The organism is Phaeobacter sp. A36a-5a, assembly GCF_037911135.1.
Lineage (GTDB): Bacteria > Pseudomonadota > Alphaproteobacteria > Rhodobacterales > Rhodobacteraceae > Phaeobacter > Phaeobacter bryozoorum.
The window spans coordinates 284,082-307,913 of the sequence record NZ_JBBLYU010000002.1 but is presented as its reverse complement, the minus strand read 5'-3'; the positions used below and the strand labels follow the sequence as shown (position 1 = coordinate 307,913).

The 23,832-nt window shown below is 59.8% G+C and carries 35 protein-coding genes; 2 read left to right on the top strand and 33 right to left on the bottom strand.

The features are described 5' to 3' along the window. Nucleotides 1-118 precede the first annotated feature (118 nt). The 15 genes from WLQ66_RS12140 to WLQ66_RS12070 form a co-directional block, all read right to left on the bottom strand. Nucleotides 119-1,135 (bottom strand): amino acid ABC transporter substrate-binding protein, encoded by a 1,017-nt coding sequence (locus tag WLQ66_RS12140; RefSeq protein WP_340546609.1) that lies wholly within the window; start codon nucleotides 1,133-1,135, stop codon nucleotides 119-121. A gap of 229 nt (nucleotides 1,136-1,364) precedes the next feature. Beyond that, on the bottom strand, nucleotides 1,365-2,072 hold the full coding sequence (locus WLQ66_RS12135; RefSeq protein WP_340546608.1) for an ATP12 family chaperone protein: 708 nt from the start codon (nucleotides 2,070-2,072) through the stop codon (nucleotides 1,365-1,367). A gap of 4 nt (nucleotides 2,073-2,076) precedes the next feature. Continuing rightward, nucleotides 2,077-2,745: an HAD-IA family hydrolase gene (locus WLQ66_RS12130; protein ID WP_340546607.1), complete on the bottom strand. Its 669-nt coding sequence runs from the start codon at nucleotides 2,743-2,745 to the stop codon at nucleotides 2,077-2,079. 12 nt (nucleotides 2,746-2,757) lie between these two features. Continuing rightward, nucleotides 2,758-3,804 carry an RluA family pseudouridine synthase gene (locus tag WLQ66_RS12125; RefSeq protein ID WP_340546606.1) on the bottom strand — a complete coding sequence of 349 codons (1,047 nt, stop codon included), beginning with the start codon at nucleotides 3,802-3,804 and terminating at the stop codon, nucleotides 2,758-2,760. After that, on the bottom strand, nucleotides 3,801-4,181 hold the full coding sequence (gene crcB, locus WLQ66_RS12120; RefSeq protein ID WP_061049061.1) for a fluoride efflux transporter CrcB: 381 nt from the start codon (nucleotides 4,179-4,181) through the stop codon (nucleotides 3,801-3,803). Before crcB ends, WLQ66_RS12125 begins: the two co-directional genes overlap by 4 nt. Before the next feature lie 135 nt (nucleotides 4,182-4,316). Further along, nucleotides 4,317-5,639 (bottom strand): replication-associated recombination protein A, encoded by a 1,323-nt coding sequence (locus WLQ66_RS12115; RefSeq protein WP_027248563.1) that lies wholly within the window; start codon nucleotides 5,637-5,639, stop codon nucleotides 4,317-4,319. A gap of 2 nt (nucleotides 5,640-5,641) precedes the next feature. Next, entirely contained in the window at nucleotides 5,642-7,039 is a 1,398-nt protein-coding gene (locus tag WLQ66_RS12110; protein ID WP_340546605.1) for a trypsin-like peptidase domain-containing protein, read from the bottom strand. A 194-nt stretch (nucleotides 7,040-7,233) separates the two neighbouring features. Continuing rightward, nucleotides 7,234-7,656, bottom strand: a complete 423-nt coding sequence (rplQ, locus tag WLQ66_RS12105) for a 50S ribosomal protein L17 (protein WP_340546604.1) — start codon at nucleotides 7,654-7,656, stop codon at nucleotides 7,234-7,236. 133 nt (nucleotides 7,657-7,789) lie between these two features. Further along, nucleotides 7,790-8,806, bottom strand: a complete 1,017-nt coding sequence (locus WLQ66_RS12100; RefSeq protein WP_014875981.1) for a DNA-directed RNA polymerase subunit alpha — start codon at nucleotides 8,804-8,806, stop codon at nucleotides 7,790-7,792. A 117-nt stretch (nucleotides 8,807-8,923) separates the two neighbouring features. Then, nucleotides 8,924-9,313: a 30S ribosomal protein S11 gene (rpsK, locus tag WLQ66_RS12095; protein ID WP_014875982.1), complete on the bottom strand. Its 390-nt coding sequence runs from the start codon at nucleotides 9,311-9,313 to the stop codon at nucleotides 8,924-8,926. Nucleotides 9,314-9,328: 15 nt separating this feature from the next. Continuing rightward, nucleotides 9,329-9,697, bottom strand: coding sequence for a 30S ribosomal protein S13 (gene rpsM, locus WLQ66_RS12090; RefSeq protein WP_340546603.1), 369 nt, complete (start codon nucleotides 9,695-9,697; stop codon nucleotides 9,329-9,331). A gap of 339 nt (nucleotides 9,698-10,036) precedes the next feature. Continuing rightward, complete coding sequence (locus tag WLQ66_RS12085) at nucleotides 10,037-10,684, bottom strand: adenylate kinase (protein ID WP_340546602.1); 648 nt, start codon at nucleotides 10,682-10,684, stop codon at nucleotides 10,037-10,039. Then, nucleotides 10,681-12,045 carry a preprotein translocase subunit SecY gene (gene secY / locus WLQ66_RS12080; protein WP_340546601.1) on the bottom strand — a complete coding sequence of 455 codons (1,365 nt, stop codon included), beginning with the start codon at nucleotides 12,043-12,045 and terminating at the stop codon, nucleotides 10,681-10,683. The genes WLQ66_RS12085 and secY overlap by 4 nt, the downstream gene beginning before the upstream one ends. Nucleotides 12,046-12,155: 110 nt before the next feature. Beyond that, nucleotides 12,156-12,626, bottom strand: coding sequence for a 50S ribosomal protein L15 (gene rplO / locus WLQ66_RS12075; protein WP_260089702.1), 471 nt, complete (start codon nucleotides 12,624-12,626; stop codon nucleotides 12,156-12,158). 661 nt (nucleotides 12,627-13,287) lie between these two features. After that, a complete protein-coding gene (locus WLQ66_RS12070; protein WP_340546600.1) occupies nucleotides 13,288-13,503 on the bottom strand; it encodes a DUF1127 domain-containing protein in 216 nt (71 codons plus the stop codon). Nucleotides 13,504-13,951: 448 nt separating this feature from the next. On the opposite strand from WLQ66_RS12070, the gene WLQ66_RS12065 reads away from it, so the two are divergent. Next, complete coding sequence (locus WLQ66_RS12065; RefSeq protein WP_061049066.1) at nucleotides 13,952-14,170, top strand: hypothetical protein; 219 nt, start codon at nucleotides 13,952-13,954, stop codon at nucleotides 14,168-14,170. Nucleotides 14,171-14,377: 207 nt separating this feature from the next. On the opposite strand, the gene rpmD is transcribed toward WLQ66_RS12065, so the two are convergent. The 13 genes from rpmD to WLQ66_RS12000 form a co-directional block, all read right to left on the bottom strand. Beyond that, complete coding sequence (gene rpmD, locus WLQ66_RS12060) at nucleotides 14,378-14,566, bottom strand: 50S ribosomal protein L30 (protein ID WP_008559881.1); 189 nt, start codon at nucleotides 14,564-14,566, stop codon at nucleotides 14,378-14,380. Between the two features lie 12 nt (nucleotides 14,567-14,578). After that, nucleotides 14,579-15,145: a 30S ribosomal protein S5 gene (gene rpsE / locus WLQ66_RS12055; RefSeq protein WP_340546599.1), complete on the bottom strand. Its 567-nt coding sequence runs from the start codon at nucleotides 15,143-15,145 to the stop codon at nucleotides 14,579-14,581. 171 nt (nucleotides 15,146-15,316) lie between these two features. Continuing rightward, nucleotides 15,317-15,676, bottom strand: a complete 360-nt coding sequence (gene rplR, locus WLQ66_RS12050) for a 50S ribosomal protein L18 (RefSeq protein ID WP_340546598.1) — start codon at nucleotides 15,674-15,676, stop codon at nucleotides 15,317-15,319. Nucleotides 15,677-15,687: 11 nt separating this feature from the next. Beyond that, nucleotides 15,688-16,221, bottom strand: a complete 534-nt coding sequence (gene rplF, locus WLQ66_RS12045) for a 50S ribosomal protein L6 (protein ID WP_340546597.1) — start codon at nucleotides 16,219-16,221, stop codon at nucleotides 15,688-15,690. A 12-nt stretch (nucleotides 16,222-16,233) separates the two neighbouring features. Next, nucleotides 16,234-16,626 carry a 30S ribosomal protein S8 gene (gene rpsH, locus WLQ66_RS12040; protein ID WP_014875996.1) on the bottom strand — a complete coding sequence of 131 codons (393 nt, stop codon included), beginning with the start codon at nucleotides 16,624-16,626 and terminating at the stop codon, nucleotides 16,234-16,236. Nucleotides 16,627-16,639: 13 nt separating this feature from the next. Further along, nucleotides 16,640-16,945 carry a 30S ribosomal protein S14 gene (rpsN, locus tag WLQ66_RS12035; protein WP_008561382.1) on the bottom strand — a complete coding sequence of 102 codons (306 nt, stop codon included), beginning with the start codon at nucleotides 16,943-16,945 and terminating at the stop codon, nucleotides 16,640-16,642. Between the two features lie 18 nt (nucleotides 16,946-16,963). Further along, complete coding sequence (rplE, locus tag WLQ66_RS12030) at nucleotides 16,964-17,527, bottom strand: 50S ribosomal protein L5 (RefSeq protein WP_340546596.1); 564 nt, start codon at nucleotides 17,525-17,527, stop codon at nucleotides 16,964-16,966. After that, nucleotides 17,520-17,831, bottom strand: a complete 312-nt coding sequence (rplX, locus tag WLQ66_RS12025) for a 50S ribosomal protein L24 (RefSeq protein WP_014875998.1) — start codon at nucleotides 17,829-17,831, stop codon at nucleotides 17,520-17,522. The genes rplE and rplX overlap by 8 nt, the downstream gene beginning before the upstream one ends. A 2-nt stretch (nucleotides 17,832-17,833) precedes the next feature. Continuing rightward, nucleotides 17,834-18,202, bottom strand: coding sequence for a 50S ribosomal protein L14 (gene rplN, locus WLQ66_RS12020; RefSeq protein ID WP_005621870.1), 369 nt, complete (start codon nucleotides 18,200-18,202; stop codon nucleotides 17,834-17,836). Between the two features lie 100 nt (nucleotides 18,203-18,302). Beyond that, on the bottom strand, nucleotides 18,303-18,533 hold the full coding sequence (gene rpsQ, locus WLQ66_RS12015) for a 30S ribosomal protein S17 (protein ID WP_005621877.1): 231 nt from the start codon (nucleotides 18,531-18,533) through the stop codon (nucleotides 18,303-18,305). A 12-nt stretch (nucleotides 18,534-18,545) separates the two neighbouring features. Further along, nucleotides 18,546-18,746: a 50S ribosomal protein L29 gene (gene rpmC / locus WLQ66_RS12010; RefSeq protein WP_014876000.1), complete on the bottom strand. Its 201-nt coding sequence runs from the start codon at nucleotides 18,744-18,746 to the stop codon at nucleotides 18,546-18,548. Nucleotides 18,747-18,953: 207 nt separating this feature from the next. Next, nucleotides 18,954-19,328, bottom strand: a complete 375-nt coding sequence (locus WLQ66_RS12005; RefSeq protein WP_340546595.1) for a hypothetical protein — start codon at nucleotides 19,326-19,328, stop codon at nucleotides 18,954-18,956. Nucleotides 19,329-19,813: 485 nt separating this feature from the next. Then, entirely contained in the window at nucleotides 19,814-20,434 is a 621-nt protein-coding gene (locus tag WLQ66_RS12000) for a TIGR02466 family protein (protein WP_340546594.1), read from the bottom strand. Between the two features lie 124 nt (nucleotides 20,435-20,558). On the opposite strand from WLQ66_RS12000, the gene WLQ66_RS11995 reads away from it, so the two are divergent. Then, nucleotides 20,559-21,026 (top strand): DM13 domain-containing protein, encoded by a 468-nt coding sequence (locus WLQ66_RS11995; RefSeq protein WP_340546593.1) that lies wholly within the window; start codon nucleotides 20,559-20,561, stop codon nucleotides 21,024-21,026. A 121-nt stretch (nucleotides 21,027-21,147) separates the two neighbouring features. Here WLQ66_RS11995 and rplP read toward each other — a convergent pair whose 3' ends face one another. The 5 genes from rplP to rplB are packed head-to-tail and all read right to left on the bottom strand — an operon-like array spanning nucleotide 21,148 to nucleotide 23,789. Further along, nucleotides 21,148-21,561 carry a 50S ribosomal protein L16 gene (gene rplP, locus WLQ66_RS11990; RefSeq protein ID WP_008559969.1) on the bottom strand — a complete coding sequence of 138 codons (414 nt, stop codon included), beginning with the start codon at nucleotides 21,559-21,561 and terminating at the stop codon, nucleotides 21,148-21,150. 12 nt (nucleotides 21,562-21,573) lie between these two features. Continuing rightward, nucleotides 21,574-22,281: a 30S ribosomal protein S3 gene (gene rpsC, locus WLQ66_RS11985; RefSeq protein WP_024095828.1), complete on the bottom strand. Its 708-nt coding sequence runs from the start codon at nucleotides 22,279-22,281 to the stop codon at nucleotides 21,574-21,576. After that, nucleotides 22,281-22,661 carry a 50S ribosomal protein L22 gene (gene rplV / locus WLQ66_RS11980; RefSeq protein ID WP_340546592.1) on the bottom strand — a complete coding sequence of 127 codons (381 nt, stop codon included), beginning with the start codon at nucleotides 22,659-22,661 and terminating at the stop codon, nucleotides 22,281-22,283. The genes rpsC and rplV overlap by 1 nt, the downstream gene beginning before the upstream one ends. 3 nt (nucleotides 22,662-22,664) lie before the next feature. Beyond that, nucleotides 22,665-22,943: a 30S ribosomal protein S19 gene (rpsS, locus tag WLQ66_RS11975; RefSeq protein ID WP_005980699.1), complete on the bottom strand. Its 279-nt coding sequence runs from the start codon at nucleotides 22,941-22,943 to the stop codon at nucleotides 22,665-22,667. A gap of 3 nt (nucleotides 22,944-22,946) precedes the next feature. After that, the gene (gene rplB, locus WLQ66_RS11970; RefSeq protein ID WP_014876006.1) at nucleotides 22,947-23,789 is read right to left on the bottom strand and encodes a 50S ribosomal protein L2; all 843 of its coding nucleotides are present in this window, start codon (nucleotides 23,787-23,789) and stop codon (nucleotides 22,947-22,949) included. Nucleotides 23,790-23,832: the final 43 nt, after the last annotated feature.

Genomic DNA, 23,832 nt, shown 5'->3' with positions numbered 1-23,832 from the left:
GGTCGACTGTTCGGCGGGGTTGGGTCCCTGCTCGCGTCCAGACCTTAAGCGTTTTTGTTAGGATAGGTCGGGAGGTAAAAGGGCGCAGGTTGGTCCTGCGCCCTTTCCTCAGTAGATCTTAGCGGAAAGGCGGTGCGTAGAGCAGGCCACCTTCGGTCCACTGTGCGTTCAGACCACGTGCCAGACCAATCGGAGTGTCTTCGCCGATGTTCTTTGCAAAGACTTCGCCGTAGTTGCCACCAGCGGCAATTGCGTTCTTCGCCCAGTCAGCAGACAGGCCCAGCATCTCGCCCAGGGTGCCTTCGGCGCCCAGCAGACGGTTGATTTCCGGGTTCTCGGTGCCAGCGGCCATTTCACCGATGTTGGCGGAGGTCACGCCCAGCTCTTCAGCTGCGATCAGCGCCATCAGGCTCCAGCGAACAACATCGCCCCACTCGTGGTCGCCGTGGCGAACCAGCGGGCCGAGCGGCTCTTTGGAGATGATTTCGGGCAGCAGAACATGTGCCGAAGGATCATCGAAGGTCGCGCGGGTTGCCGCCAGACCGGAGGCGTCGGTGGTGTAAACGTCACAGGCACCAGCCAGATACTGCTGCTGCGCTTCGGCGTTGGTTTCGATCGGAACCGGCTCATAGCTGATGTTGTTGGAACGGAAGAAATCCGCCAGGTTCAGCTCGGTGGTTGTACCGGTCTGGATGCAGACGGTCGCGCCGTCCAGTTCCTTCGCGGAGGACACGCCCAGTTCCTTGGGAACCATGAAGCCCTGGCCGTCATAGTAGTTAACGCCCACGAATTCGAACTTCAGGTCAACATCGCGGCTGAAGGTCCAGGTGGTGTTACGGGCCAGCATGTCGATCTCGCCGGAGGCCAGAGCGGTGAAGCGGGTTTTGCCGGTGGTCGGCACGAATTCAACAGCGGTCGAGTCGCCCAGAACAGCCGCAGCAACCGCGCGGCAGACAGCAACGTCAAAACCTTCCCATTCGCCATTGGCATTGGGCGCCGCAAAACCGACCAGACCGGTGGTCACACCGCAGTTCAGCTTGCCGCGGGCCTTGACATCGTCCAGCGTGCCCGCCGCAGCGGCACCGGCGGCCAGACCAGCAACAGTCAGCGCACCCAAAATTACCTTATTCTTCATGTTTACCTCTTCCTGATTGTCCGCCTATTTGGCGGCTCTTTTTGCCCGGCACCAGCCATGCCGGAGATAGGTGGTGAAACAAGGGTGACCCCATTTCGCGACCGAGTGTGGGCGCATTCATCAACAAACGTCAAGGGTGGGATCAGGAAATTCGATGGGCGCATAGCGAACATTTTTGCGGTCGCGAACGATTTTTGCGGCAGCGCCCCGATCTGGGTAATATATTGCGCTAACAGGAAAAATCGTAGAACCGCTTAGCGTGCAAAAACGCCGTGCGTTTCAGGTCTGCGGTGGCCTGCGCCTCGTCGTCCCGGCCCCATTGCTGCTCCTGCCACAGCTCGTCCAACCGCGACATTTCCCAGATTTCATCGGCCGGCCGCCAGCCCCGTGCGGCCGCAAACCCCAGCACCAGAGAGCCCGACATCGCCACCAGATCATGGAAGGCCGCCAGCTGAAAGGGTGTCATTTCATGGACTAAGCCGCGCAGACGGTGCAGCGCCTCAGGGTCCTGGGGCACATGCAGGATGCCCGTGCGCGGCTGTAGCCGGGCCGCCAGCGCTTCCGCAGCCCAGTCCAGCGCCGGGTCCCAGATCTCGGCCTGACGCTGCACCAATTCGACCGGCATTTCGGCGCGATAGCACAAAAGATCGGAATCTGCGTAATCCGCCAGCATATCCGACACTTCGCCATGTTGATGCGACACCTTGTCGATTGCAGCATTCGCAGAACGCGTCATAGGCATCGACAAAGGGTCAACTGATTCGGTCTGCGCGTCCCATTCCGCGGCAATTGCATCGCCCATCTCACGGGTCGGAACGATCAGCGGCGCCTTGGCCGGCGTCTTCACGCGGCGGCTGTCCAGCTCGATGGCAAAGCCGCTCTCGACCTCGGCCACGGCGACCTCTTTCCAAAACCGTTTCTGTTTCCACTCGCTCATGTCGTCAGTCTTTCCAGATGTCCTGCAACAGCGGCGCCAGCGCGGCGAAACTGTCGATGATATGATCCGCCCCAAGGCGCTCGGCCGGGTGAAAGCCCCAGTTGACCGCAATCGTATGCACCCCGGCTGCGCGCCCCATGTCGATGTCAAAACTGGTATCGCCAATCATCACCGTATGCGCAGGTGCCACGCCGGTGTCGGCCATCGCCCGCAGCACCATCGACGGATGCGGTTTCGACGGGTGGTGATCGGCACATTGCCGGGTCACGAAACACCGCAGCTCATGCGCCTCGATCAGCGCATCCAATCCACGTTGAGATTTGCCAGTGGCTACCCCCAGCAGGTATTCGGGCACGGCATTCAGCTCCGCCAACACCTCCGCCGCCCCGGGATAGAGCGGTGAATGCCCCGCGCCCGCCGCCAGACGGGCCGATTTATAAGCGGATTTATAGCCGTCGACCAAGCCGGCCTGGACGGCAGCGCTCTGCCCCGGCGCCAGCTCGGCCATCGCCTGCGGCAGGGACAATCCAACAATCGACAGGATGTCCTGCCGGCTGGGCAGGGCCAGCCCGACCCCGGCAAACGCCGCCGCCATCGCCGAGGTGATGGCACCCTGGCTGTCGGCCAGCGTACCATCCACATCAAAGAGGATCAGGCGCAGGTCACGGCTCATCCACGCGCGCCCTTATTGCAGGCTCTCAAACGGATCTTCTGCCGCCAGATCTTCGGACCAGCCAAAGGTGTCCCAGCTGTCCTTCATATGATCGGGCAAGGGCGCGGTGATCGACAGCGTCTTGCGCGTCACCGGATGTTCAAACGCCATGCGGCGGCAGTGCAGATGCAGCTTCTTGGAGATGATGCCGCCCAGCTGCGCGCCCCAGCCATCGCCAAGGTTCTCCTGCCCCGAGCCGCCGTATTTGCCGTCGCCCGCAATCGGATGGCCGATCTCGGCCATATGCGCGCGCAGCTGATGGGTGCGACCGGTGATCGGCTCCATCGCCACCCAGGCCGCCCGGCTGGCAACCCGGTAGAGCGTGGCATATTGGGTATGCGAGCGTTTGGCGCCGGGTGTGCTGTCCACCTCGTTGGAATGGATGGCGATCATCTTCTCGCCTTCGCCGCTTTTGCCATGGCCCGGAGCCTTGACCAGCCCGCATTTGATCTCGCCCAGATAGGGAGTCGGCACGCCCGCCACCAGCGCCCAGTAGATCTTGCGCGTGGCACGATGCCGGAAGGCTGCGGTCAGCGACTGCGCCGCCAGACGGGTGCGCGCCAGCACCAACACACCTGAGGTGTCCTTGTCCAGACGATGCACCAGACGCGGCTTTTCCTCGGCGTCGAACTGCAAGGCAGCACTCAGCCCGTCGACATGTTTGGTGGTGCCGCTGCCGCCCTGTACCGCCAGACCTGCCGGTTTGTTCAGCACGATGACCGCATCGTCCTTGTAGATCACACAGCCCCGGATCATCTTGGCGTCCGCTTCGGAAATCCGGTAGCTCGGTGCCTCTGCCGGTTTCAGGTCGCTTGCCCCAAGCGGCGGCACGCGCACCACCTGCCCGGCTGCGACGCGGCTGTTGGCCTTCACCCGGCCCCCATCCAGACGCAATTCGCCCTTGCGGCACATCTTCTCGATCCGCCCCTGGCTCACATGCGGGAACAGCCGCCGCAGCCAGCGGTCAATACGCTGGTCTGCGTCGTCTTCACTGACGGTAATCATCTGTACGCCGCTCATGCGAACACTCCTCTGGCGGCCATCAGGCCGAAAAACAGTCCGCCGACCGACAGGCCCACGGACAAAAACACATAGAGCGCAGCCTGCCCAAAGGCACCGCGCTCGATCAGGGTGGCCGTCTCAAGCGAGAAGGCCGAAAACGTTGTGAAACCGCCCAGAAGGCCAGTCATCACAAAAGGGCTCAGGTGGGTCAGACCCTTATGGGCGGCAGTGACAACAAAGGCGCCCATCAGAAAGGAGCCGATCACATTCACCGCCAGAATCGCCACCGGGAACTCTCCCACCCCAAAGAGGCGGGTGATCCCCAAACCGGCCAGATAGCGGCAGGCAGCACCGATCGCACCGCCCAAGGCCACATATAGAACCGAAAAAACCATCAACGGTCTGTCGCCGGCTGGCGCGTGGATGTCAAGTTTCGCGCAAGCATGGCAGCATTGCAGCACCGGAGCAGACCCTGTCACCTTTCCCCAAATACTCGCGCCGCAGGCACCGGCTTTGCCCGCAAAGCCGGATCAGCTGTTCCGCTTGGCGCGCAAATTGGCGAAATACTCGGTCCGGCGCTTCAACTCCCGTTCGAAACCCCGCTCAACCGGCTGATACAGCACCGGGCGCGGCACATCATCGGGAAAGTAGTTCTGCCCTGAAAACCCATCCGCCGCGTTGTGGTCGTAGTCATATCCGTCACCGTAACCTTGCGACTTCATCAGCTTGGTTGGCGCATTCAGGATATGCTTCGGCGGTGGCGCACTGCCGGTCTGTTTCGCCAGACGCCGCGCCGCCTTATAGGCCATGTAGCCGGCGTTGGTTTTCGGCGCGAGGGCGAGGTAAATCACTGCCTGTGCCAGCGCCAACTCGCCCTCCGGGCTGCCGAGACGCTCATAAGTCTCCCAGGCCTGGATACAGATCCCCTGCGCTTGCGGGTCGGCCAGCGCGATGTCCTCAACCGCCATCCGAGTCAGGCGGCGGGCCAGGTATCTGGGATCCTCGCCCCCCTCCAGCATGCGGGCAAACCAATAGAGTGCGGCATCCGGGTCGGAGCCGCGCACGGATTTATGCAGGGCGGAAATCAGGTTGTAATGCTCATCGCCGGACTTGTCATATTTCGCCGCCCGCCGCATCAGCCGGGTGGCCAGCGCCTCGCGGCCGAGCGGGCTGTCCACCTTCCAGGCGGCGACCTGTTCGATCAGGTTCAGCAGGGCGCGCCCGTCCCCATCCGCCATCTCCTGCAACGCGTCCCGCGCATCCGCGGTCAGCGGCAGGGCGCGATCCAGCTCCTGCTCGGCCCGCTGGGTCAGCCTCTCCAGATCAGCAAGCGACAATCGCTCCAGCACCAAAACCTGCGCCCGGCTCAGCACAGCGGCGTTCAGTTCAAAACTCGGGTTTTCGGTGGTCGCCCCCACAAGGAGGATGGTCCCATCCTCCATATGCGGCAGGAACCCGTCCTGCTGCGCCTTGTTGAAGCGATGGATCTCGTCCACGAATAGCAGCGTGCCCTGCCCGTTCTGACGGCGGATCTTGGCCGCCTCAAACACTTTCTTCAGATCAGGCACACCGGTAAAAATGGCTGAGATCTGCACGAAATGCAGATCCGTCTCCCGCGCCAGCAGCCGCGCGATGGTGGTTTTACCCACGCCCGGCGGCCCCCAGAAGATCAGCGATGACAGCGAGCCGGAGGCCAGCATCACCCCAAGCGGGGCGTCCTCACCAAGAACCTGCGCTTGACCGATCACCTCTGCCAGCGACTGCGGGCGCAGGCGATCCGCCAGTGGGCGGTTCACCTCCGACTGCGGATCCGGGCGGGGCGCGGCATCGCCGCTGTCAAAAAGATCCGCCATGATCAGAGCCGATAGCGCAGCGAGACCCGCTGGCCTTGCCGGTTGAGATCGACCTTCATCCAGCGACCGATATTGCCCAGCACCTCAGACACATCCGCAGGCGTTTTGATCGCCTCATTGTTGATGCCCAGAATGATATCGCCCGCGCGCAGACCGACGCGGCTGCCATAGGCGCCGGGGTCGGTGATCACCACCCCGTCAGAGGACATCGGCAGCTGGAATCGCAGGATTGACTGCGGATTGATCCGCGCCACGGTCAGACCCGGCAGCGGCGTGCCCTCATCAAGGCTGAGCGGGTTGGCGGGTGGTTCATCGGGGGCCAGTATCATCTCTACGGTCAGCACCTCACGCGCGCCTGCGCGCAGACGTGTGACCTCGGCGGTATCGCCGAGCCCGGTAACAGACATGCGGAACACCATCTCCGACGGGGAGTTCACAGCCTCTCCTGCCACATCAAGAACGACATCTCCCACCTCAAATCCAGCTTTGGTGAAGGGGCTGGCCGGGTGAAGTTCGGAGATCACCATCCCCTCCGGCAGGTCCATCCCCAGCGAGGCGGCAAGATCCGCATCCACCGGTTGCCCCATCATCCCAGCCCAGGGGCGCTGAAATTCCTCGGCCCCGTCGTGGGCCTGCCGCATGAAAGCCCGCACCAGATTGGCCGGGATGGCGAAGCCGATGCCGTTGGAGCCGCCGGAGCGGGTCACGATGCGGGTGTTGATGCCAATCAGATCGCCATTGATGTCAATCAGCGCGCCACCGGAGTTGCCGGGGTTGATCGGCGCATCTGTCTGGATGAAATAGCCAATCCCCTCCCCCGTGGCGGCGCCACTGCGCGCCAGACCTGAGACAATCCCGCTGCTGACCGTCTGACCAACGCCGAAGGGATTGCCGATGGCCAGCGCCAGCTCGCCCACCTCGACCCCGTCACTGTCGCGCAGCTCAAGATAGGGAAGGTCCTTGGCGTCCTGTAGCTGGAGAATGGCCAGATCGCTGGCCTCATCCGCCAGCACCACCTGAGCGGCATATTCGCGCCGGTCGGTGGTCACCACCCGGATATCCGTCGCCATGCCAACCACATGGTAGTTCGACACCACGATGCCATCAGCCGACAGGATCACCCCGGAGCCAAGCGAGTTCTGCACCCGTGGCTGCGGCTTTGACAGGCCGCGAAAGAAATCGTCGAAGAAGGGATCGTTCATAAAAGGCGTGCGGCGCTGTTCCTGCACGATCTTGGCATAGATGTTCACCACCGCAGGCGCCGCCTGTTTCACCAGAGGCGCAAAACCAAGCGAGATTTCTGCCTGCGACTGGGGCACGCGGGTTTCGGCAAAGGCCTGTGTCAAGGGGATCTGAGTGGCCAGAAACAGGCCCGCTGCGGTCAGGATGGCACGAAACATGACGACTCCGATTGTTCTTGTGAACAGGATATGCGGACCGCTGCCGTCTTTTACAAGGTAGGATTCACCGGGGAAAATCCGCGACTTTGGCCCCTATCCCCAACCGGGGGCCTCCCGCGAAACGGGGGCGCAGAACGAAAAACCCCCGCCCTGTTGCCAGAGCGGGGGTCAGGTCCGGTCGAAACCGGGAGTTCTTATTCGTCAGCAGCAGCTTCTGCTTCGGCCAGGCGTGCCTTGTCGGCGGCGCCTTTGGCATCGCGATCACGATCAACGAATTCGATGATCGCCATCGGTGCCATGTCGCCATAGCGGAAACCGGCTTTCAGGATACGGACATAGCCGCCCTGACGGTCTTTGTAGCGCGGGCCCAGAACGTCGAACAGTTTTGCAACGTCCTTGTCTTCCTTCAGCTTGGACGCGGCCTGACGGCGGGCGTGCAGGTCGCCGCGCTTTGCCAGGGTGATCATCTTTTCGATGATCGGGCGCAGTTCTTTTGCTTTGGGAAGGGTTGTCTTGATCTGCTCGTGCTCGATCAGCGAGCCGGCCATGTTGGAGAACAGGGCCTTACGGTGCTCATGAGTACGGTTCAGGCGGCGGTAACCACGTGCGTGACGCATTTTTTCAATCCTTTACTTCGCGTTTTGCTTTGTCAGGCGGCTGATGCGTGTCAGCCGCTCACCTTGGGGCAGATGCCCGGGTCTTCCCCCGCAACCGGGGCATTTCGGGCGGCCCTAGAGGCCGCCCAATCTCTTAGAAGCTGTCTTCGAACTTCTTGGCCAGATCTTCGATGTTGTCCGGCGGCCAGTCCTCGACATCCATGCCAAGGTGCAGACCCATGCCCGACAGCACTTCTTTGATCTCGTTCAGCGACTTGCGGCCGAAGTTCGGCGTGCGCAGCATTTCTGCTTCGGTCTTCTGGATGAGATCGCCGATGTAGACGATGTTGTCGTTCTTCAGGCAGTTTGCAGACCGGACAGACAGTTCCAGTTCGTCCACTTTCTTCAACAGAAGCGGGTTGAACTCGAGACCGTCGTCGTCGTCCTGACGGTTTGCCGATTCCGGCTCGTCGAAGTTGACGAAGATCGACAGCTGATCCTGCACGATACGGGCCGCATAGGCGACCGCGTCGTCGGGCGTGATGGAGCCATCGGTTTCGATCTTCATGGTCAGCTTGTCATAGTCCAGAACCTGACCTTCACGGGTCGGCTGAACGTCATAGGAGACCTTCTTGACCGGCGAGTAGATGGCGTCGATCGGGATCAGACCGATGGGCGCATCTTCAGGCTTGTTCTTGTCAGCAGAGACATAGCCCTTGCCGGTGTTGACGGTCAGTTCCATGAACAGATCGGCACCATCGTCAAGGTGGCAGATCACGTGCTCACGGTTCAGAACTTCGATGCCAGCGGATTCGGAGATGTCACCGGCGGTGACAACTGCGGGGCCTTTGGCATTGATCGACAGGCGCTTGGGGCCTTCGACTTCCATGCGCAGCGACACGCCTTTGAGGTTCAGGATGATGTCGGTGACATCTTCGCGAACACCGGCGACGCTGGAGAATTCATGCAGAACATTGTCGATCTGCACGGAGGTGATGGCGGCGCCTTGCAGCGAGCTCATCAGAACGCGGCGCAGCGCGTTGCCCAGTGTCAGGCCAAAGCCGCGTTCCAGCGGTTCAGCCACAACGGTGGCCTGGCGTGCGGGATCATTGCCCGGCTTCACGTCAAGCTGAGTCGGCTTGATCAGTTCAGCCCAATTCTTGTGGATCATGCGGTCCCTCCATTCCTGTCCGTACCTCATGTCCGAAAGGTACAGACGCCCGAGGTTTCAAATGGCGTACTGGGGCCTTGCAGAAATCGCAAAGCCCCAGCAAAAAATCAGTGTCGCTTAGACGCGGCGGCGCTTCGGCGGGCGGCAGCCGTTGTGCGCGATCGGGGTCACATCACGGATCGAGGTGATGTTGAAGCCCACTGCGGCCAGGGCGCGCAGCGCGGATTCACGGCCCGAACCGGGGCCCTGAACTTCGACTTCCAGAGTTTTAACGCCGTGTTCCTGCGCTTTTTTGCCTGCATCTTCAGCAGCCATCTGAGCGGCATAAGGAGTCGATTTACGCGACCCTTTGAAGCCCATGGTGCCTGCGGAGGACCAGGAAATCGCATTGCCTTGCACGTCCGAGATCAGGATCTTGGTGTTGTTGAACGAGGAGTTCACATGTGCAACGCCGGAGGCGATGTTCTTGCGCTCTTTGCGCTTGGTACGAGTCTTATCGCGTGCCATTGATCAAACCCTCCCTTATTTCTTCTTACCAGCAATGGCCTTTGCGGGGCCTTTGCGAGTACGAGCGTTGGTGTGGGTACGCTGACCGCGAACGGGCAGGTTACGACGATGGCGCAGACCGCGATAGCAGCCCAGATCCATCAGACGCTTGATGTTCATCTGAACTTCACGGCGCAGGTCGCCTTCGACGGTGTAGTTGGCGTCGATGTGCTCACGCACGGCCAGAACTTCAGCGTCGGACAGCTCGTTCACACGACGGGTTGCGTCGATGCCTACGGCTTCGCAGATGGCTTGAGCAGAGGTCGTGCCAATGCCGGTGATATAGGTAAGGGCGATAGGTACCCGCTTTGCAGTCGGGATGTTTACGCCGGCAATACGTGCCACGTGTCACTTTCCTTTTCGTTGCGGTTCCGTAGCGCCGGAACCTTTTTTCACAACGCTTGACCTTGGCAGTGTCGCCCGTGGGTCCAGCATTTCGAGGTGGTCAGGGCAGGCAAAAATTGCGCGCACCTGTGATGATTCCCAGAAGGGATGGGCTTCCGTATGTGGAAATCGTGCTATGGTCAACCCATCGACAAGACTGGGACCGAAGTTTCCCGCAAGGTCAACCGTCAACGGCAGCATTTGTGACGTTTTATCTGCATATTGCCCTCCCCCGCAACGAAAACGCCCCGGCCAGAATGGCGCGGGGCGATGATCTATCAGTGCTGGAGAGGCTGCGGCTCAGTCGCCCATGATCCAGCCAAGATTCTTGCGAACCTCTTCGATGGAGGCCAGACCGTCGAGACGCTGAAGGTTGCCCTTGGCGTAGTAGTAGCCGATCAGCGGCGAGGTCTTCTTGTAGTATTCCATCAGCCGGGTGCGCAGGCTTTCCTCGTTGTCGTCGGGGCGACGTTTCTGCGAGGTGCCGCCGCAGTTGGCGCATTTGCCATCGGCAGGCCAGGGCTTGGTCTCGTCGTGATAGACTTCACCGCAATCGCCACAGGTCGAACGACCGGTGATGCGGGCAACCAGCGCGGCGTCATCCACCTGCATCTCGATCACCGCGTCCAGCTTCTGGCCGGTTTCGCTCAGCAGTTCGGCCAGTGCATCCGCCTGCGCCAACGTCCGCGGGAAACCGTCGAAGATAAAGCCGCCCTCGGCTCCTTCTTCGATCTTTTCTCGAATGAGCCCAATCACGATACGGTCAGTCACCAGCTCGCCGCGGGCAATCACAGCGGCAACCCGCTTGCCCATTTCGCTGCCCGACGCCTGCGCATCGCGCAGCATGTCGCCGGTGCTGAGCTGAACCATATTGCGCGATTCAACCAGGTAGCGTGCTTGTGTTCCCTTGCCCGCGCCGGGCGGGCCCAGAAGGATAATATTGCTCATCGGCGTGCAGGTCCCCGTCGTGTCCGTTTCTTATTGCGGCCGCGCAGCTGGCTCTTTTCAATGAGACCTTCGTATTGGTGCGCAAGCAGGTGGCTTTGTGCCTGTTGAATGGTGTCCATCACAACAGAAACCACAATCAACACGGAGGTGCCGCCAAAGTAAACCGGGATTGCAAGCTGACCACGCAGGATTTCCGGCAGCAGACAGACAGCCGCGAGATAGGCCGAACCCAGAACCAGCACGCGATTGACCACATATTCGAGGTATTCGGCGGTTTTCTTGCCGGGACGGATACCGGGAACAAAGCCGTTCTGATTCTTCAGGTTGGTCGCGACCTCATCGGGTTTGAAGGACACGTTGAAGGTGTAGAAATAGGCGAAGAACACGATCATACCGACAAAGAACAGCAGGTAGAGCGGCTGACCGGGGCCGAAGTTGGCCAGCAGCCAGGACATGATCGGGCCGGAGGTGCTGCCTGCGGAGAAGGTCGAGATGGTCACCGGCAGCAGCAGCAGCGAGGACGCAAAGATCGCCGGGATCACGCCTGCGGGGTTCACCTTGACCGGCAGGTGGCTGGAGCCACCGTCATAGACCTTCATGCCGACCTGACGGCGCGGGTACTGGATATGGATCTTGCGCAGGGCGCGCTCCATGAACACCACGAACATGATAATGGCGATCATCATCACGATCACCGCGATGATCACCGCCGGGCTGATCGCGCCGGAGCGGCCGGAGGCCAGGAACTGGGCAATCGCGGCGGGCACTTCGGCGATGATGCCAACGAAGATGATCAGGGAGATACCATTGCCGATGCCGCGCTGGGTGATCTGCTCGCCCAGCCACATCAGGAACATGGTGCCACCCACCAGGGTGATCATGCAGGCGAGGCGGAAATAGAGCCCCGGATCGGTCGCCAGATCCCCCGATTCGAGCGAGACCGCCAGGCCATAGGCCTGCGCTGTCGCCAGAAGCACGGTGCCGTAGCGGGTGTATTGGTTGATTTTCTTGCGGCCCTGCTCGCCCTCTTTCTTGAGCTGTTCGAGCGCCGGGACCATCGAGGTCAGCAGCTGCACAATGATCGACGCCGAAATATAGGGCATGATGCCAAGTGCAAAGATGCCCATACGGCCAAGCGCGCCGCCGGTGAACATGGACACCATGCCCCCGATGCCCTGCCCTGCCGAGGTCATGAACTGGCGCAGTGCATCCGCATCAATCCCCGGAACGGGAATATAGGTGCCCAGGCGATAGACAATCAAAAGCCCGAGCGTAAACAGGATACGGTTGCGCAGATCCGTGGCTTTGCCAAGAGCGGCCCAGCTGGTGTTCGCCGCCATTTGTTCTGCTGCTGATACCATAAAAAAGGTCTCTTCTTGCGAAAACGCCGCCCAGGGCCGTTTTCCGGCTCGGGCGGCGTTAATGGAAAACTGAAGTCTATGTAAGCGGCATCGGCGCCGCTCACAAGCTGTTACTCAGCTGCGGCAGTGTTTGCCACGGTCAGGGCGCCACCGGCCTTTGCGACTGCGTCTACGGCGGCCTTTGAGGCGCCGGTCACAGCGATGGTTGCCTTGGCGGTGAAGTCACCCTTTGCCAGAACGCGGATACCGTCCAGCTTGCGACGTACCAGACCCGACGAGATCAGGGTGTCTTCGGTGATGGAACCGGCTTCCAGCTTGCCTTCGTCGATGAATTTCTGGATCAGGCCCAGGTTCACAACAGCGTAGGACTTGCGGTTCGGCTTGTTGAAGCCGCGCTTGGGCAGACGCTGGTAGAGGGGCATCTGGCCGCCTTCGTAGCCATTGATCGAAACACCCGAACGGGATTTCTGACCTTTGATACCACGGCCACCCATTTTACCTTTGCCGGAACCCGGACCACGTGCAACGCGGGTGCGTTTCTTGGCGGCGCCTGGATTGTCGCGCAGTTCATTGAGTTTCATATCGCTTCTCCTTTGCCGGAACTGCCCCCGAAGCGGATTAGGGCAAACACGGCGTTTCTTGGTTTTCTGATTCTGTCGTCCAGAGGACCACCGGGGGCGTATAGACCCGATACCGCGCCGGATCAAGGGTTCAGTCCATATGCGGCGGACACCGGGTTCCAAAGCGGATCAGGACAGCCGCCAAGCACCAAGGCCCGCCAGGGCGTCGGCCCTGTCGGTGGCTGCTATTGCAGGTCTGTTGCGGTGTCCGTTGCGTCTGTGGCCGACCGATAAAGGGTGGCGGCGCCGCCGGGGGATGTGGGACGGGATCTCTCCCGTGCGAAATAATATTATCAAGCTCCCCGGTTGCCACACCGGGGCCCTGGTCATGGGTGCCGGGGGTGTCAGGCCCGGCGGGGATCGCGATCCTGTGCAGAATGCCACGGGCGCGTAAACGGATGATGGAGCGGGCGCGCGCCGGGGTGGCAACGGCCAGCGACTGGCTGGCAACGGGCTGGCCATCGGCATCGTCGCGCCAGAAACCAAAAACGCCCCCGCAGCGCGGAGGCGTGTCCAGTCCGACCCCTGAGGGAGGAGAAAGAGACGGTCTGGAGCTTGGGTCGATCCGGGGGGAGCCGTCGTTGCGGTCCCCGCCGGATGACAATCTGTTGCGGCTCTCGCCTTACTGGCCGTAGGCCTGCGCGTGGGCGATTTGCGGAATGTCGCAGCGGCGCACGCCGATGTCCGCCAGGTCGCGGTTGGACAGGCCGTCCAGCTCGGCGAAGGTGCGTTTGTACTCGGCGCGACGGGCCCAGCTGTCCTTGACCTCTTCTGCGAAGCCACGCAGGCGCGCTGCGAGGTTAAAGCCGGTGTCGGTGGTGTTGATGACATGTGCCATAATGTTGATCCTTTATCTGACCGGACGAATTTCCGGGTGGTCTCAGTTATGTCTGTTTCAGTGACACCCGAGAGATAGGTGGAAATGTTTGCGCAAACAACTGACAGGTCGGACTGCCCGCTATGCACGCCAAGCATAGGAGATGACTGAGATATTAATCTCCGGCGTGCGGTCTGGGCCGGATGGCGCGCAGCCTTTGCGGCCGTGGGAATCGTGGAGGTTCGGCGCAAGGCCGATCTGGAGGGGGCGCGGCAGGCCGGATGCTGGCGCGATTGCGCCCCACCACCGCAGATACCGGTATTTCCGCGCTCCAACGGCGTTTTCCGTCACCCTAGGGATGCCTGGGCTAGCCTCCGGAGCCGCGAACTATCCTTTCGTGTGATTGATGCAATTTGAGGCAAATGGCACATTGAGGACAAGGAAATCATCAGCATCAAGGAACACGATCATGGCACTCTTCAGCACTCTCATCGGCGCAAGCGCAACCGTCACCGCAATCGCAACCGGCTTTATCGGCCTCTCCACCACCGTTGTGGCGCTGCTGGTTCTCTACCCTCTGACTGCCGAGCTGGCGACCCGCCTGCTGCAGGCCATCATCGACCGCCGGGACGCGGCTGAAACCGCCCCTGATCTGCCCTACTACGACGCCCGCACCTACTTCGGCTGATCAACCGACCACCGCTGGCCGCCCCTAGTCTGTGCCATCGCGGATCCGGTGATCATCGCTGATGTTGAAAACCGACAATCCAGATGGCCGGGGGCCTCTCTCCCGGCGGATCAGATAGATACCCCCTCCTCCCAAATTGATCTCTGCAACAAAAAAGCGCCCCGAAATCGGGGCGCTTTCTTTTGTTTGGCTCATACGAGAGAGCGCTTAGTCGCGCTCTTCGATGATCTCAACCAGATGCGGGATCTTGTTGACCATACCACGTACGGAAGGGGTATCTTCCAGTTCGCGGGTCTTGTGCATCTTGTTCAGGCCCAGGCCAACGAGGGTTGCGCGCTGGTCTGCGGGGCGGCGGATCGGGGAACCGATCTGCTTAACGACGATGGTTTTTGCCATGTGTCCGTCTCCTTACGCTTCTGCTTCAGCAGCAGGGGCTTCATCCCGCTTGGGCAGGATGTCGGCGACTTTTTTGCCACGACGCTGAGCAACCGAACGGGGCGACTGCTCTTTTTTCAGACCGTCGATGGTGGCGCGGATCATGTTGTAGGGGTTCTGCGAACCGATCGACTTCGAAACAACGTCTTTGACGCCGAGCATTTCGAAGACGGCACGCATCGGACCACCTGCGATGATACCGGTACCTTCCGGTGCGGTGCGCATGACAACTTTGCCTGCGCCGTGACGGCCGTGCATGTCGTGATGCAGGGTGCGGCCTTCTTTCAGCTGCACGCGGATCATCTGACGCTTGGCCTGCTCGGTGGCTTTACGAATGGCCTCGGGGACCTCTTTCGCTTTACCTTTACCAAAGCCGACGCGGCCTTTCTGATCGCCAACAACCACCAGAGCGGCGAAGCCGAAGCGCTTACCACCTTTTACGGTTTTCGACACCCGGTTGATCGCGACCAGACGGTCGGCGAATTCCGGGGTTTCTTCTTCGCGGCGGCCACGGCCACGGCGATTTTCACGTTCTGCCATGAGGCAATCCTTTTCATTCTGACGACAAGCGCCTGACTTGAACTCAATCCAGGTGGGTTAGGACCGGATCGGCCCGCCCCCGGATCATCGGGATGGCGCGAACGCCACCCACTTTGACTTTGGGTGTGTGCCCCGGACCCGACGACTGCCGGAACCGAGGCGCACAGATCCTTAGATCTTCAGGCCGCCTTCACGCGCAGCGTCGGCCAGAGCCTTCACCTTGCCGTGAAACAGGAAGCCGCCACGATCGAAATAGGCCTCGGTGACGCCAGCCGCCTTGGCGCGCTCGGCGATAACCGAACCCACTTTGGTAGCTGCTTCGACGTTGTTCTTGCCAACGTGACCCAGGTCTTTTTCCAGGGTCGATGCCGAAGCGAGGGTCACACCGCGTACGTCGTCGATCAGCTGAACAGAGATGTTCTTGTTCGAACGGTGTACGGACAGGCGCGGACGGCCTGCGTTGACCTTGCGAAGCTTGTTCCGGACGCGCAGCCGGCGCTTCAGAAACAGGGTACGTTTGCTGTTTGCCATTTTGCTGGTCCTTACTTCTTCTTGCCTTCCTTGCGGAAGATAAACTCGCCTTTGTAGCGAATGCCTTTGCCCTTGTAGGGCTCGGGACGACGCCAGTCGCGGATTTTGGCCGCAACTTCGCCAACGAGTTGTTGATCATTACCTTCGACAACGATTTCGGTCTGCTTCGGCGCGGTGATGGTGACACCTTCCGGGGCAGTGAAATCAACGTCGTGGCTGTAGCCCAGGTTCAGCTTCAGGGTGTTGCCCTGCATCTGAGCCCGGTAACCCACACCCTGGATCTCCAGCTCTTTTTTGAAGCCGGTGGTCACGCCTGCAACCAGGTTCGCGACCATGGTGCGGGACATGCCCCACTGCTGGCGCGCGCGCTTGGATTTGCCGCGGGGATCCACTTTGATGACATTGTCATCAACAGTCAGGGTGACGTCGTCGGTCGCGGTGAAGCTGCGGGCGCCTTTCGGGCCTTTGACTTCGATGGTCTGGCCGGACACAGAAGCAGTTACGCCGCTGGGAAGTTCGACCGGTTTTTTACCAATACGGGACATCGTGGGGCCTCCTTAGAAGACGGTGCAGAGCACTTCGCCGCCAACGTTGGCTGCGCGTGCGCTTGCGTCCGACATCACACCCTTGGGGGTGGAGACAATCGACACACCCAGGCCCTGACGGACCGACGGAATGTCATTGACGCCCATGTAAACGCGACGACCGGGTTTGGAGACCCGCTTCAGTTCACGAATGACAGGTTCGCCATCGAAGTATTTCAGGCTGATTTCCAGAGCCGGGTGGCCCTTTGCATCAGTCGCAGACTCATAACCGCGGATGTAACCCTCTTGCTTCAGCACATCCAGAACCCATGCACGCAGCTTGGAAGCCGGTGTCATGACAGTGGATTTGCCGCGCATTTGCGAGTTACGGATACGGGTGAGCATATCGCCGATAGGATCGTTCATATCAGTCTCTCCCTTACCAGCTCGATTTCACCATGCCGGGGATCTGGCCATTCGAGCCCAGTTCCCGCAGTGCGATACGGCTGATCTTCAGCTTACGGTAGTAAGCGTGAGGACGGCCGGTCAGCTGGCAGCGGTTGTGCAGACGGGTTGCCGACGAGTTACGCGGCAGTTTCGCCAGGTCGAGGCGCGCCTTGAAGCGCTCTTCCATCGGGCGAGATTCGTCGTTTGCGATTTCTTTCAGCTCGGCACGCTTTGCGGCGTATTTTGCCACCAGGCGTTCGCGCTTCTTCTCGCGTTCGATCATGCTTTTCTTAGCCATGTCTCTTCCTTCCCGCGCTTAGCTATTGAAGGGCATGTTGAAAGCTTTCAACAGCGCCTTTGCTTCCGCGTCGGTATTCGCGGTGGTGGCAATCACGATGTCCATACCCCAAGCTTCGTCGATCTTGTCGAAGTCGATCTCAGGGAAGACCATGTGCTCTTTCAGACCCATGGCATAGTTGCCACGGCCGTCAAAAGACGTGCCCGACACGCCGCGGAAGTCGCGGATACGGGGCATCGCGATGGTGGTCAGACGGTCGAGGAATTCGTACATCCGGTCGCCGCGCAGAGTCACCTTTGCGCCCATCGGCATGCCTTCGCGAACGCGGAAGCCGGCGATGGAGTTCTTTGCCACTGTGGTCAGTGCCTTCTGGCCCGCGATTGCGGTCAGATCAGCCTGAGCAGACTTGGCTTTCTTGCTGTCTTTGACGGCAGCACGGCCGCAGCCGATGTTCAGAACGATTTTGTCCAGCTTGGGGATCATCATGTCGTTCTTGTAGCCGAACTCTTCTTTCAGGGCGCCACGGATGGTTTCCTTGTAGAGAGCTTTCAGACGCGGGGTATAGGTTGCGTTATCAAGCATCAATCACGTCCCCCGTGGTTTTGGCGAAGCGCACTTTCTTGTCACCTTCCATACGGAAGCCAACGCGGGTTGCTTTGCCGTTTGCGTCCAGCAGGGCCAGGTTCGACAGCTGGATGGGCAGTGCCTTGGGCAGACGGCCACCCTGGTCAGACTGGGTCTGACGTGTGTGGCGGATTGCCATGTTCACACCGTCAACGATGGCTTTGCCGGCTTTGGGGTCAACGGAGGCGATGGTGCCTTCTTTGCCCTTGTCCTTGCCGGCCAGCACGACGACCTTGTCGCCTTTGCGGAGTTTAGCAGCCATGATTACAGCACCTCCGGAGCGAGCGAGATGATCTTCATGAAGTTTTTCGCGCGCAGCTCACGAACAACCGGGCCAAAGATACGGGTACCTACGGGCTCGTTGTTGTTGTTCAGGATGACAGCTGCATTGCGGTCAAAACGGATTGCGGTACCGTCTTCACGACGGACCTCTTTGGCGGTGCGTACGACGACGGCCTTGCGGACGTCCCCTTTTTTCACGCGGCCGCGCGGGATGGCTTCCTTGACCGAGACGACAATGATGTCGCCAACGGATGCGTACTTACGCTTGGAACCACCCAGAACCTTGATGCACTGAACTCGGCGAGCGCCGGAGTTGTCAGCAACATCCAGGTTTGTTTGCATCTGGATCATGTGGTTTCTCCCGACCTTTGGGGCGCCGATGCGTGGCGTAATCCCCCAGGGTTTCGACTAACTGTTAAGTCTAGTCGCCAGGAGTCTCGAGATGAGACTCTTAGGCTTCCAGAACTTCCCAGCGTTTCGTTTTCGATTTCGGCGCGCACTCGATGATGCGTACGGAATCGCCGACCTTGAAAGCGTTCTTTTCATCGTGAGCCCGGTACTTCTTGGACTTACGGATGGTTTTCTTCAGAACCGGATGCGTAAAGCGGCGCTCAACGGAAACGGTGACGGTCTGTGCGTTAGCGTCGGAGGTCACAACGCCTTGCAGGATACGTTTGGGCATTCGAGAAGCTCCTTATTCAGCTGCAGCAGCAGCTTTTTCGTTCAGGATGGTTTTGACGCGTGCAGCATTGCGGCGGGCCGCCTTGATGCCTGCGGTCGATTCCAGCTGACCGGTTGCCTGCTGAAAACGCAGGTTGAAGCTCTCTTTTTTCAGGGATGCGAGGGTATCGCGGAGTTCATCCACGGTTTTCTCGCGCAGATCATTGGCGTTCATCGCCTTTGTTCCTTGTCCTAAGCACCAGAAGGCCCCGAGATGGGTCACCTTTAAACCTGGTGGGTTATGTCACACCGCGCCGAAAGACGCGGCAAAAAGAATCACCAGCCCCAGATCCACGCGGGACAGGGGTCAGGCGATGGGTCCACTTACAGGAGGTAGAGGTTGGGGGCAAGGGTGAAGTTTGCGACACCGTTTGGCACCCGGTCACTGCGCTTTGCGCAGCTCGCGAACCCGCGTCAAGATCGTGTCAAATTGCCACCCGTTTTGGAGCCGCGCGAGCCACAGGCATTTCCCCATTCCAGAAATCACCATCGCGTGCCGCCTCGCCCGAACTCGCTGGATATCCTGAATGCGGATCTGATCGGCAATGCCTTGCTTTTCGACAATCAGCACGCGCTGTGTGGTCATGATGTAGGTGACCGAGCGAAAGGCACGATGGATGAACAGCCAGATCACTAGAGCCAGTGGCGCGCAGAGCACAATGACGATCACCTCCGTCAGCGTTAGCGCAATGCGGGCGTGAGTGGCGTGAACGACTTGCTCACCGGCAAGAAGCTCGATTGCCGCGTGATCGTACATCTGGCTTACTTACCGTTCGTCATATGAATTTAGCCCCAACTGGAATGAGGGTGGGGCAAAGGGAACTCACAGGTTAGTCACACTCATACCAGATTGTCGTCGCGGGTCGCTGCGTTCCATTTGCCAAAGTCGCGACGCTCGCCTTCGGGGCCTTATACACGGTTAAGACGGGCTTACCGATGCGTTCGCAATAGCCCGCGACACGACGATCAATAGCGTTAGACCTGACTTCGTTCTTGAAGTAGATGATCTCCAAGGATGAGCCCACAGGGAAAGCCAGATGGATGCCCGTTCGATCAGCCGGGTTAGGAAAAACCCGCGCAATGAGAGACGCACGTCGCATCGCTGCCTTCTCAGAATCAACGCAGGCAGACAGCGCCATTAAGGATACAGAAGCAAGAACTAGAATTGATTTCATTTAATCAGTCATCCTCTTGGGTTGTGTGCCCTGCATAGTTGCAAGCGCTGCAAGTGCAACCCAAGTTTCACTCCCAGCGGTAGTTAAAGCTCACCGAAACGCGCTCGTCTTCGGCCATGTTCATCGGCACCTCGTGGCGGATGAAACTTTCCCACAGCAGCACATCGCCCACTGCGGGCGACTGATAGACAAATGTCTTCAGCTCCTGACGGCAGTCCTTCATGCGCGGGGGATGCGCCATCATCATGGCGTGGCGCGGGTCCTCCAGCTTCAGCGCGCTCGCGCCTTCGGGCATCGACACATAGGTCGTGCCGGAGATCACCGAATGAGGGTGGATGTGGCTGGCGTGGGTGCCGCCCTCGGGCAGGATGTTGATCCAGAGATCCTCCAGAACCAACGCACGCCCGTCCAGATCCAGTTGCAGATCCTTGGCAAAGGCCGCGACATGAAGATCAAGCGACTTCACCAGATCGGCAAAAATCGGGAAGCGCCACGGCAGATCGGTCAGCGAGGCATAGGAGGTATAGCCGGGATAGCCGTTCTCCTCGCACCAATCCTGACCGGCTTCATCATCCTGAGCGATCACGAAGCAGGAGTTTTCAAGTTCACCGGCATCAACCTTTGGTCCGTGTTCGGACAGGGCTGCGCGGTAGAGACGGGTTACAAAGAGGGAATCTATCTGTGCCATATCTGTCCTTTAGCGCAACATCAGGGTGAGTACGAGATGCTTTGCCGGACAAGATAGGTCTGCCCCCTTCCCTTTTCACCGCGCCCGCCCATAAGCTGGCCTCACCCAGGATGAGGAGCAGAACATGCGCTGGATATTGAGACTGCTGAGCCATGGGATCGCGCTGGCGTTCGGATTTGCTTTGGGAATCTACATGTTGCCGATCCTGACCGCGCCGCAGAGCCCGGATGCCGCAACCCTGAGCGAAAGCGCCAAGGGAGCACGCTTTACCGGCAGTTTCAGCCGCGATCTGGCCGGCAGCGATTTCCTGCATTGGGGCACCGGCAGCATCAGCCTGTCGCCGCAGCAGATCACCCATATGGGCGAGCTGGCACCGGGACCGGACTACAAACTCTACCTGACGGCAGAGTTTGTTGAGGATGAGGCCGGGTTCGAGGCGATCAAGGCCGCGTCGGCACGGATTGGCGATGTGAAGATGTTCGACGGGCTGATCCTGCCCATCCCCGAAGGGATCAACATCGAGGATTACACCACCGTGGTGATCTGGTGTGAGGCCTTCGGAGAGTTCATCACCGCCGCAAAATATCGCTAGCCTGACCGCCCGCCGCCGGGGCGGACAAATCATTCTACGCCGAAGGCACATAAGAAAACCCCCACCGATTGCTCGGCGGGGGCTTTTTGTTTTCTCATCGGATGCGCAAGAGCGCCGCCGCTTACCAGTCTTCGCGAACCACGACGCGGGTCTTGACCGGCAGCTTCATCGCGGCCAGGCGCAGGGCCTCGCGTGCGATGTCGTCATTGACGCCGTCGATCTCGAACATCACGCGACCGGGCTTCACTTTGCAAGCCCAGTAATCCACCGAGCCCTTACCTTTACCCATACGAACTTCGACGGGCTTGGAGGTAACCGGGGTATCCGGGAAGATGCGGATCCAGACACGACCCTGACGCTTCATGTGGCGGGTCATAGCACGACGGGCAGCCTCAATCTGACGCGCGGTAACACGCTCAGGAGTGGTTGCCTTCAGGCCATAGGTGCCGAAGTTCAGGTCCGAACCGCCTTTTGCTTCGCCGGAAATCCGGCCTTTGTGCATTTTGCGGAATTTAGTACGCTTTGGTTGAAGCATGTCATCTCCTCCTTAGCGACGACCGCCTGCACCGCGAGGTGCCGGACCGTCCTGGAGTTCCTGTGCTTTACGGTCACGCGCCTGAGGATCGTGTTCCATGATCTCGCCTTTGAAGATCCAGACTTTGATCCCGATGATCCCGTACGGGGTCATGGCTTCGGAGTGAGCGTAATCGATGTCGGCGCGCAGCGTGTGCAGCGGCACACGACCTTCACGGTACCATTCGGTCCGTGCGATTTCAGCACCACCCAGACGACCTGCAACGTTCACCCGGATACCCAGGGCGCCCATACGCATGGCGTTCTGCACGGCACGCTTCATCGCGCGACGGAAGGACACACGACGTTCCAGCTGCTGAGCGATGGACTCGCCAACCAGCTGTGCGTCGAGCTCGGGCTTGCGGACTTCAACGATGTTGAGGTGCAGTTCCGAGTCTGTCATCGAGGCGAGCTTCTTGCGCAGCACTTCGATGTCAGCACCTTTTTTACCGATGATCACGCCCGGACGTGCGGTGTGAATGGTCACACGGCACTTCTTGTGGGGGCGTTCGATGATCACGCGGGCGATGCCTGCCTGCTTGCACTCTTCCTTGATGAAATCACGGATGCGCAGGTCTTCCAGCAGCAGATCACCATAGTCTTTGGTGTCGGCGTACCAACGGCTGTCCCAGGTGCGGTTGACCTGAAGGCGCATGCCGACCGGATTGACTTTATGTCCCATTAGGCTTGCTCCTCAACTTGACGCACCTTGATGGTGATCTCCGAAAACGGCTTGAGGATTTTGCCAAACCGGCCACGGGCACGAGGACGGCCGCGTTTCATGGTCAGGTTCTTACCCACATAAGCCTCGGCAACGATCAGTTCATCGACGTCCAGGTTATGGTTGTTCTCGGCGTTCGCGATGGCGGACTGAAGGCATTTCTTCACGTCCTGTGCGACCCGCTTGTTGGAGAAAGTCAGGTCGGTCAGAGCCTTCTCAACTTTCTTGCCACGGATCATAGCGGCGACGAGGTTCAGTTTCTGCGGGGAGGTACGGAGCATGCGCAGTTTTGCCATTGCTTCGTTGTCTGCCACGCGGCGGGGATTTTTTGCCTTGCCCATGACTTACTTCCGCTTCGCTTTTTTGTCCGCAGCATGACCGTAGTAGGTCCGTGTCGGCGAATATTCACCGAACTTCTGACCGATCATGTCTTCCGAGACGTTGACGGGGATGTGCTTCTGACCGTTGTAAACGCCAAACGTCAGGCCCACGAACTGGGGCAGGATCGTCGAGCGGCGCGACCAGATCTTGATGACTTCATTGCGGCCCGACTCGCGCGCTGCTTCGGCTTTTTTCAGCACGTAAGCATCGACAAAGGGGCCTTTCCATACAGAGCGAGACATATGTTAACGTCCCTTCTTCTTGGCGTGGCGCGAGCGGATGATAAGCTTTTGCGACGCTTTGTTTTTGTTGCGGGTACGCTTGCCTTTGGTCGGCTTACCCCAGGGTGTCACCGGGTGACGACCACCGGAGGTACGGCCTTCACCACCACCGTGCGGGTGGTCGATCGGGTTCATAACCACACCACGCACAGAAGGACGCTTGCCCTTGTGGCGCATACGGCCGGCTTTACCAAAGTTCTGGTTCGAGTTGTCGGGGTTGCTGACGGCACCAACGGTGGCCATGCATTCCTGACGAACCAGGCGCAGTTCGCCCGAGGACAGGCGGATCTGAGCGTAGCCACCATCACGACCAACGAACTGAGCGTAAGTACCGGCTGCACGGGCGATCTGGCCGCCTTTGCCGGGCTTCATTTCGATGTTGTGAACGATGGTACCGATCGGCATGCCCGAGAACGGCATTGCGTTGCCCGGCTTGATGTCGGCCTTTGCGGATGCAACGACTTTGTCACCAACTGCCAGACGCTGCGGAGCGAGGATATAGGCCTGCTCGCCGTCTTCGTATTTGATCAGCGCGATGAATGCGGTCCGGTTCGGGTCATATTCGATCCGTTCAACGGTTGCCGCGACATCAAATTTGTTCCGTTTGAAGTCAACGATCCGGTAGAGACGCTTTGCGCCGCCGCCACGACGACGTGAAGTGATCCGTCCGGTGTTGTTCCGGCCGCCCGATTTGGTCAGACCCTCAGTGAGAGATTTGACCGGACGCCCTTTCCAAAGCTCCGAACGGTCGATCAGAACCAGCCCACGCTGGCCCGGCGTCGTCGGCTTATACGACTTGAGTGCCATGCTTTCTGTCTTCCGTTTAGCGTGCAGACCCTTAGGTTTTTGT

What these genes read in the sequence shown, in the direction of transcription:
- WLQ66_RS12140 (WP_340546609.1), bottom strand. Translation starts at nt 1,135, where the DNA reads ATGAAGAATAAGGTAATTTTGGGTGCGCTGACTGTTGCTGGTCTGGCC.
- WLQ66_RS12135 (WP_340546608.1), bottom strand. Translation starts at nt 2,072, where the DNA reads ATGAGCGAGTGGAAACAGAAACGGTTTTGGAAAGAGGTCGCCGTGGCC.
- WLQ66_RS12130 (WP_340546607.1), bottom strand. Translation starts at nt 2,745, where the DNA reads ATGAGCCGTGACCTGCGCCTGATCCTCTTTGATGTGGATGGTACGCTG.
- WLQ66_RS12125 (WP_340546606.1), bottom strand. Translation starts at nt 3,804, where the DNA reads ATGAGCGGCGTACAGATGATTACCGTCAGTGAAGACGACGCAGACCAG.
- crcB (WP_061049061.1), bottom strand. Translation starts at nt 4,181, where the DNA reads ATGGTTTTTTCGGTTCTATATGTGGCCTTGGGCGGTGCGATCGGTGCT.
- WLQ66_RS12115 (WP_027248563.1), bottom strand. Translation starts at nt 5,639, where the DNA reads ATGGCGGATCTTTTTGACAGCGGCGATGCCGCGCCCCGCCCGGATCCG.
- WLQ66_RS12110 (WP_340546605.1), bottom strand. Translation starts at nt 7,039, where the DNA reads ATGTTTCGTGCCATCCTGACCGCAGCGGGCCTGTTTCTGGCCACTCAG.
- rplQ (WP_340546604.1), bottom strand. Translation starts at nt 7,656, where the DNA reads ATGCGTCACGCACGTGGTTACCGCCGCCTGAACCGTACTCATGAGCAC.
- WLQ66_RS12100 (WP_014875981.1), bottom strand. Translation starts at nt 8,806, where the DNA reads ATGATCCACAAGAATTGGGCTGAACTGATCAAGCCGACTCAGCTTGAC.
- rpsK (WP_014875982.1), bottom strand. Translation starts at nt 9,313, where the DNA reads ATGGCACGCGATAAGACTCGTACCAAGCGCAAAGAGCGCAAGAACATC.
- WLQ66_RS12085 (WP_340546602.1), bottom strand. Translation starts at nt 10,684, where the DNA reads ATGAGCAATATTATCCTTCTGGGCCCGCCCGGCGCGGGCAAGGGAACA.
- secY (WP_340546601.1), bottom strand. Translation starts at nt 12,045, where the DNA reads ATGGTATCAGCAGCAGAACAAATGGCGGCGAACACCAGCTGGGCCGCT.
- rplO (WP_260089702.1), bottom strand. Translation starts at nt 12,626, where the DNA reads ATGAAACTCAATGAACTGCGCGACAATCCAGGCGCCGCCAAGAAACGC.
- WLQ66_RS12070 (WP_340546600.1), bottom strand. Translation starts at nt 13,503, where the DNA reads ATGGCACATGTCATCAACACCACCGACACCGGCTTTAACCTCGCAGCG.
- WLQ66_RS12065 (WP_061049066.1), top strand. Translation starts at nt 13,952, where the DNA reads ATGGCACTCTTCAGCACTCTCATCGGCGCAAGCGCAACCGTCACCGCA.
- rpmD (WP_008559881.1), bottom strand. Translation starts at nt 14,566, where the DNA reads ATGGCAAAAACCATCGTCGTTAAGCAGATCGGTTCCCCGATCCGCCGC.
- rpsE (WP_340546599.1), bottom strand. Translation starts at nt 15,145, where the DNA reads ATGGCAGAACGTGAAAATCGCCGTGGCCGTGGCCGCCGCGAAGAAGAA.
- rplR (WP_340546598.1), bottom strand. Translation starts at nt 15,676, where the DNA reads ATGGCAAACAGCAAACGTACCCTGTTTCTGAAGCGCCGGCTGCGCGTC.
- rplF (WP_340546597.1), bottom strand. Translation starts at nt 16,221, where the DNA reads ATGTCCCGTATTGGTAAAAAACCGGTCGAACTTCCCAGCGGCGTAACT.
- rpsH (WP_014875996.1), bottom strand. Translation starts at nt 16,626, where the DNA reads ATGAACGATCCTATCGGCGATATGCTCACCCGTATCCGTAACTCGCAA.
- rpsN (WP_008561382.1), bottom strand. Translation starts at nt 16,945, where the DNA reads ATGGCTAAGAAAAGCATGATCGAACGCGAGAAGAAGCGCGAACGCCTG.
- rplE (WP_340546596.1), bottom strand. Translation starts at nt 17,527, where the DNA reads ATGCTTGATAACGCAACCTATACCCCGCGTCTGAAAGCTCTCTACAAG.
- rplX (WP_014875998.1), bottom strand. Translation starts at nt 17,831, where the DNA reads ATGGCTGCTAAACTCCGCAAAGGCGACAAGGTCGTCGTGCTGGCCGGC.
- rplN (WP_005621870.1), bottom strand. Translation starts at nt 18,202, where the DNA reads ATGATCCAGATGCAAACAAACCTGGATGTTGCTGACAACTCCGGCGCT.
- rpsQ (WP_005621877.1), bottom strand. Translation starts at nt 18,533, where the DNA reads ATGCCCAAACGTATCCTGCAAGGCGTTGTGACCTCCGACGCTAACGCA.
- rpmC (WP_014876000.1), bottom strand. Translation starts at nt 18,746, where the DNA reads ATGAACGCCAATGATCTGCGCGAGAAAACCGTGGATGAACTCCGCGAT.
- WLQ66_RS12005 (WP_340546595.1), bottom strand. Translation starts at nt 19,328, where the DNA reads ATGTACGATCACGCGGCAATCGAGCTTCTTGCCGGTGAGCAAGTCGTT.
- WLQ66_RS12000 (WP_340546594.1), bottom strand. Translation starts at nt 20,434, where the DNA reads ATGGCACAGATAGATTCCCTCTTTGTAACCCGTCTCTACCGCGCAGCC.
- WLQ66_RS11995 (WP_340546593.1), top strand. Translation starts at nt 20,559, where the DNA reads ATGCGCTGGATATTGAGACTGCTGAGCCATGGGATCGCGCTGGCGTTC.
- rplP (WP_008559969.1), bottom strand. Translation starts at nt 21,561, where the DNA reads ATGCTTCAACCAAAGCGTACTAAATTCCGCAAAATGCACAAAGGCCGG.
- rpsC (WP_024095828.1), bottom strand. Translation starts at nt 22,281, where the DNA reads ATGGGACATAAAGTCAATCCGGTCGGCATGCGCCTTCAGGTCAACCGC.
- rplV (WP_340546592.1), bottom strand. Translation starts at nt 22,661, where the DNA reads ATGGGCAAGGCAAAAAATCCCCGCCGCGTGGCAGACAACGAAGCAATG.
- rpsS (WP_005980699.1), bottom strand. Translation starts at nt 22,943, where the DNA reads ATGTCTCGCTCTGTATGGAAAGGCCCCTTTGTCGATGCTTACGTGCTG.
- rplB (WP_014876006.1), bottom strand. Translation starts at nt 23,789, where the DNA reads ATGGCACTCAAGTCGTATAAGCCGACGACGCCGGGCCAGCGTGGGCTG.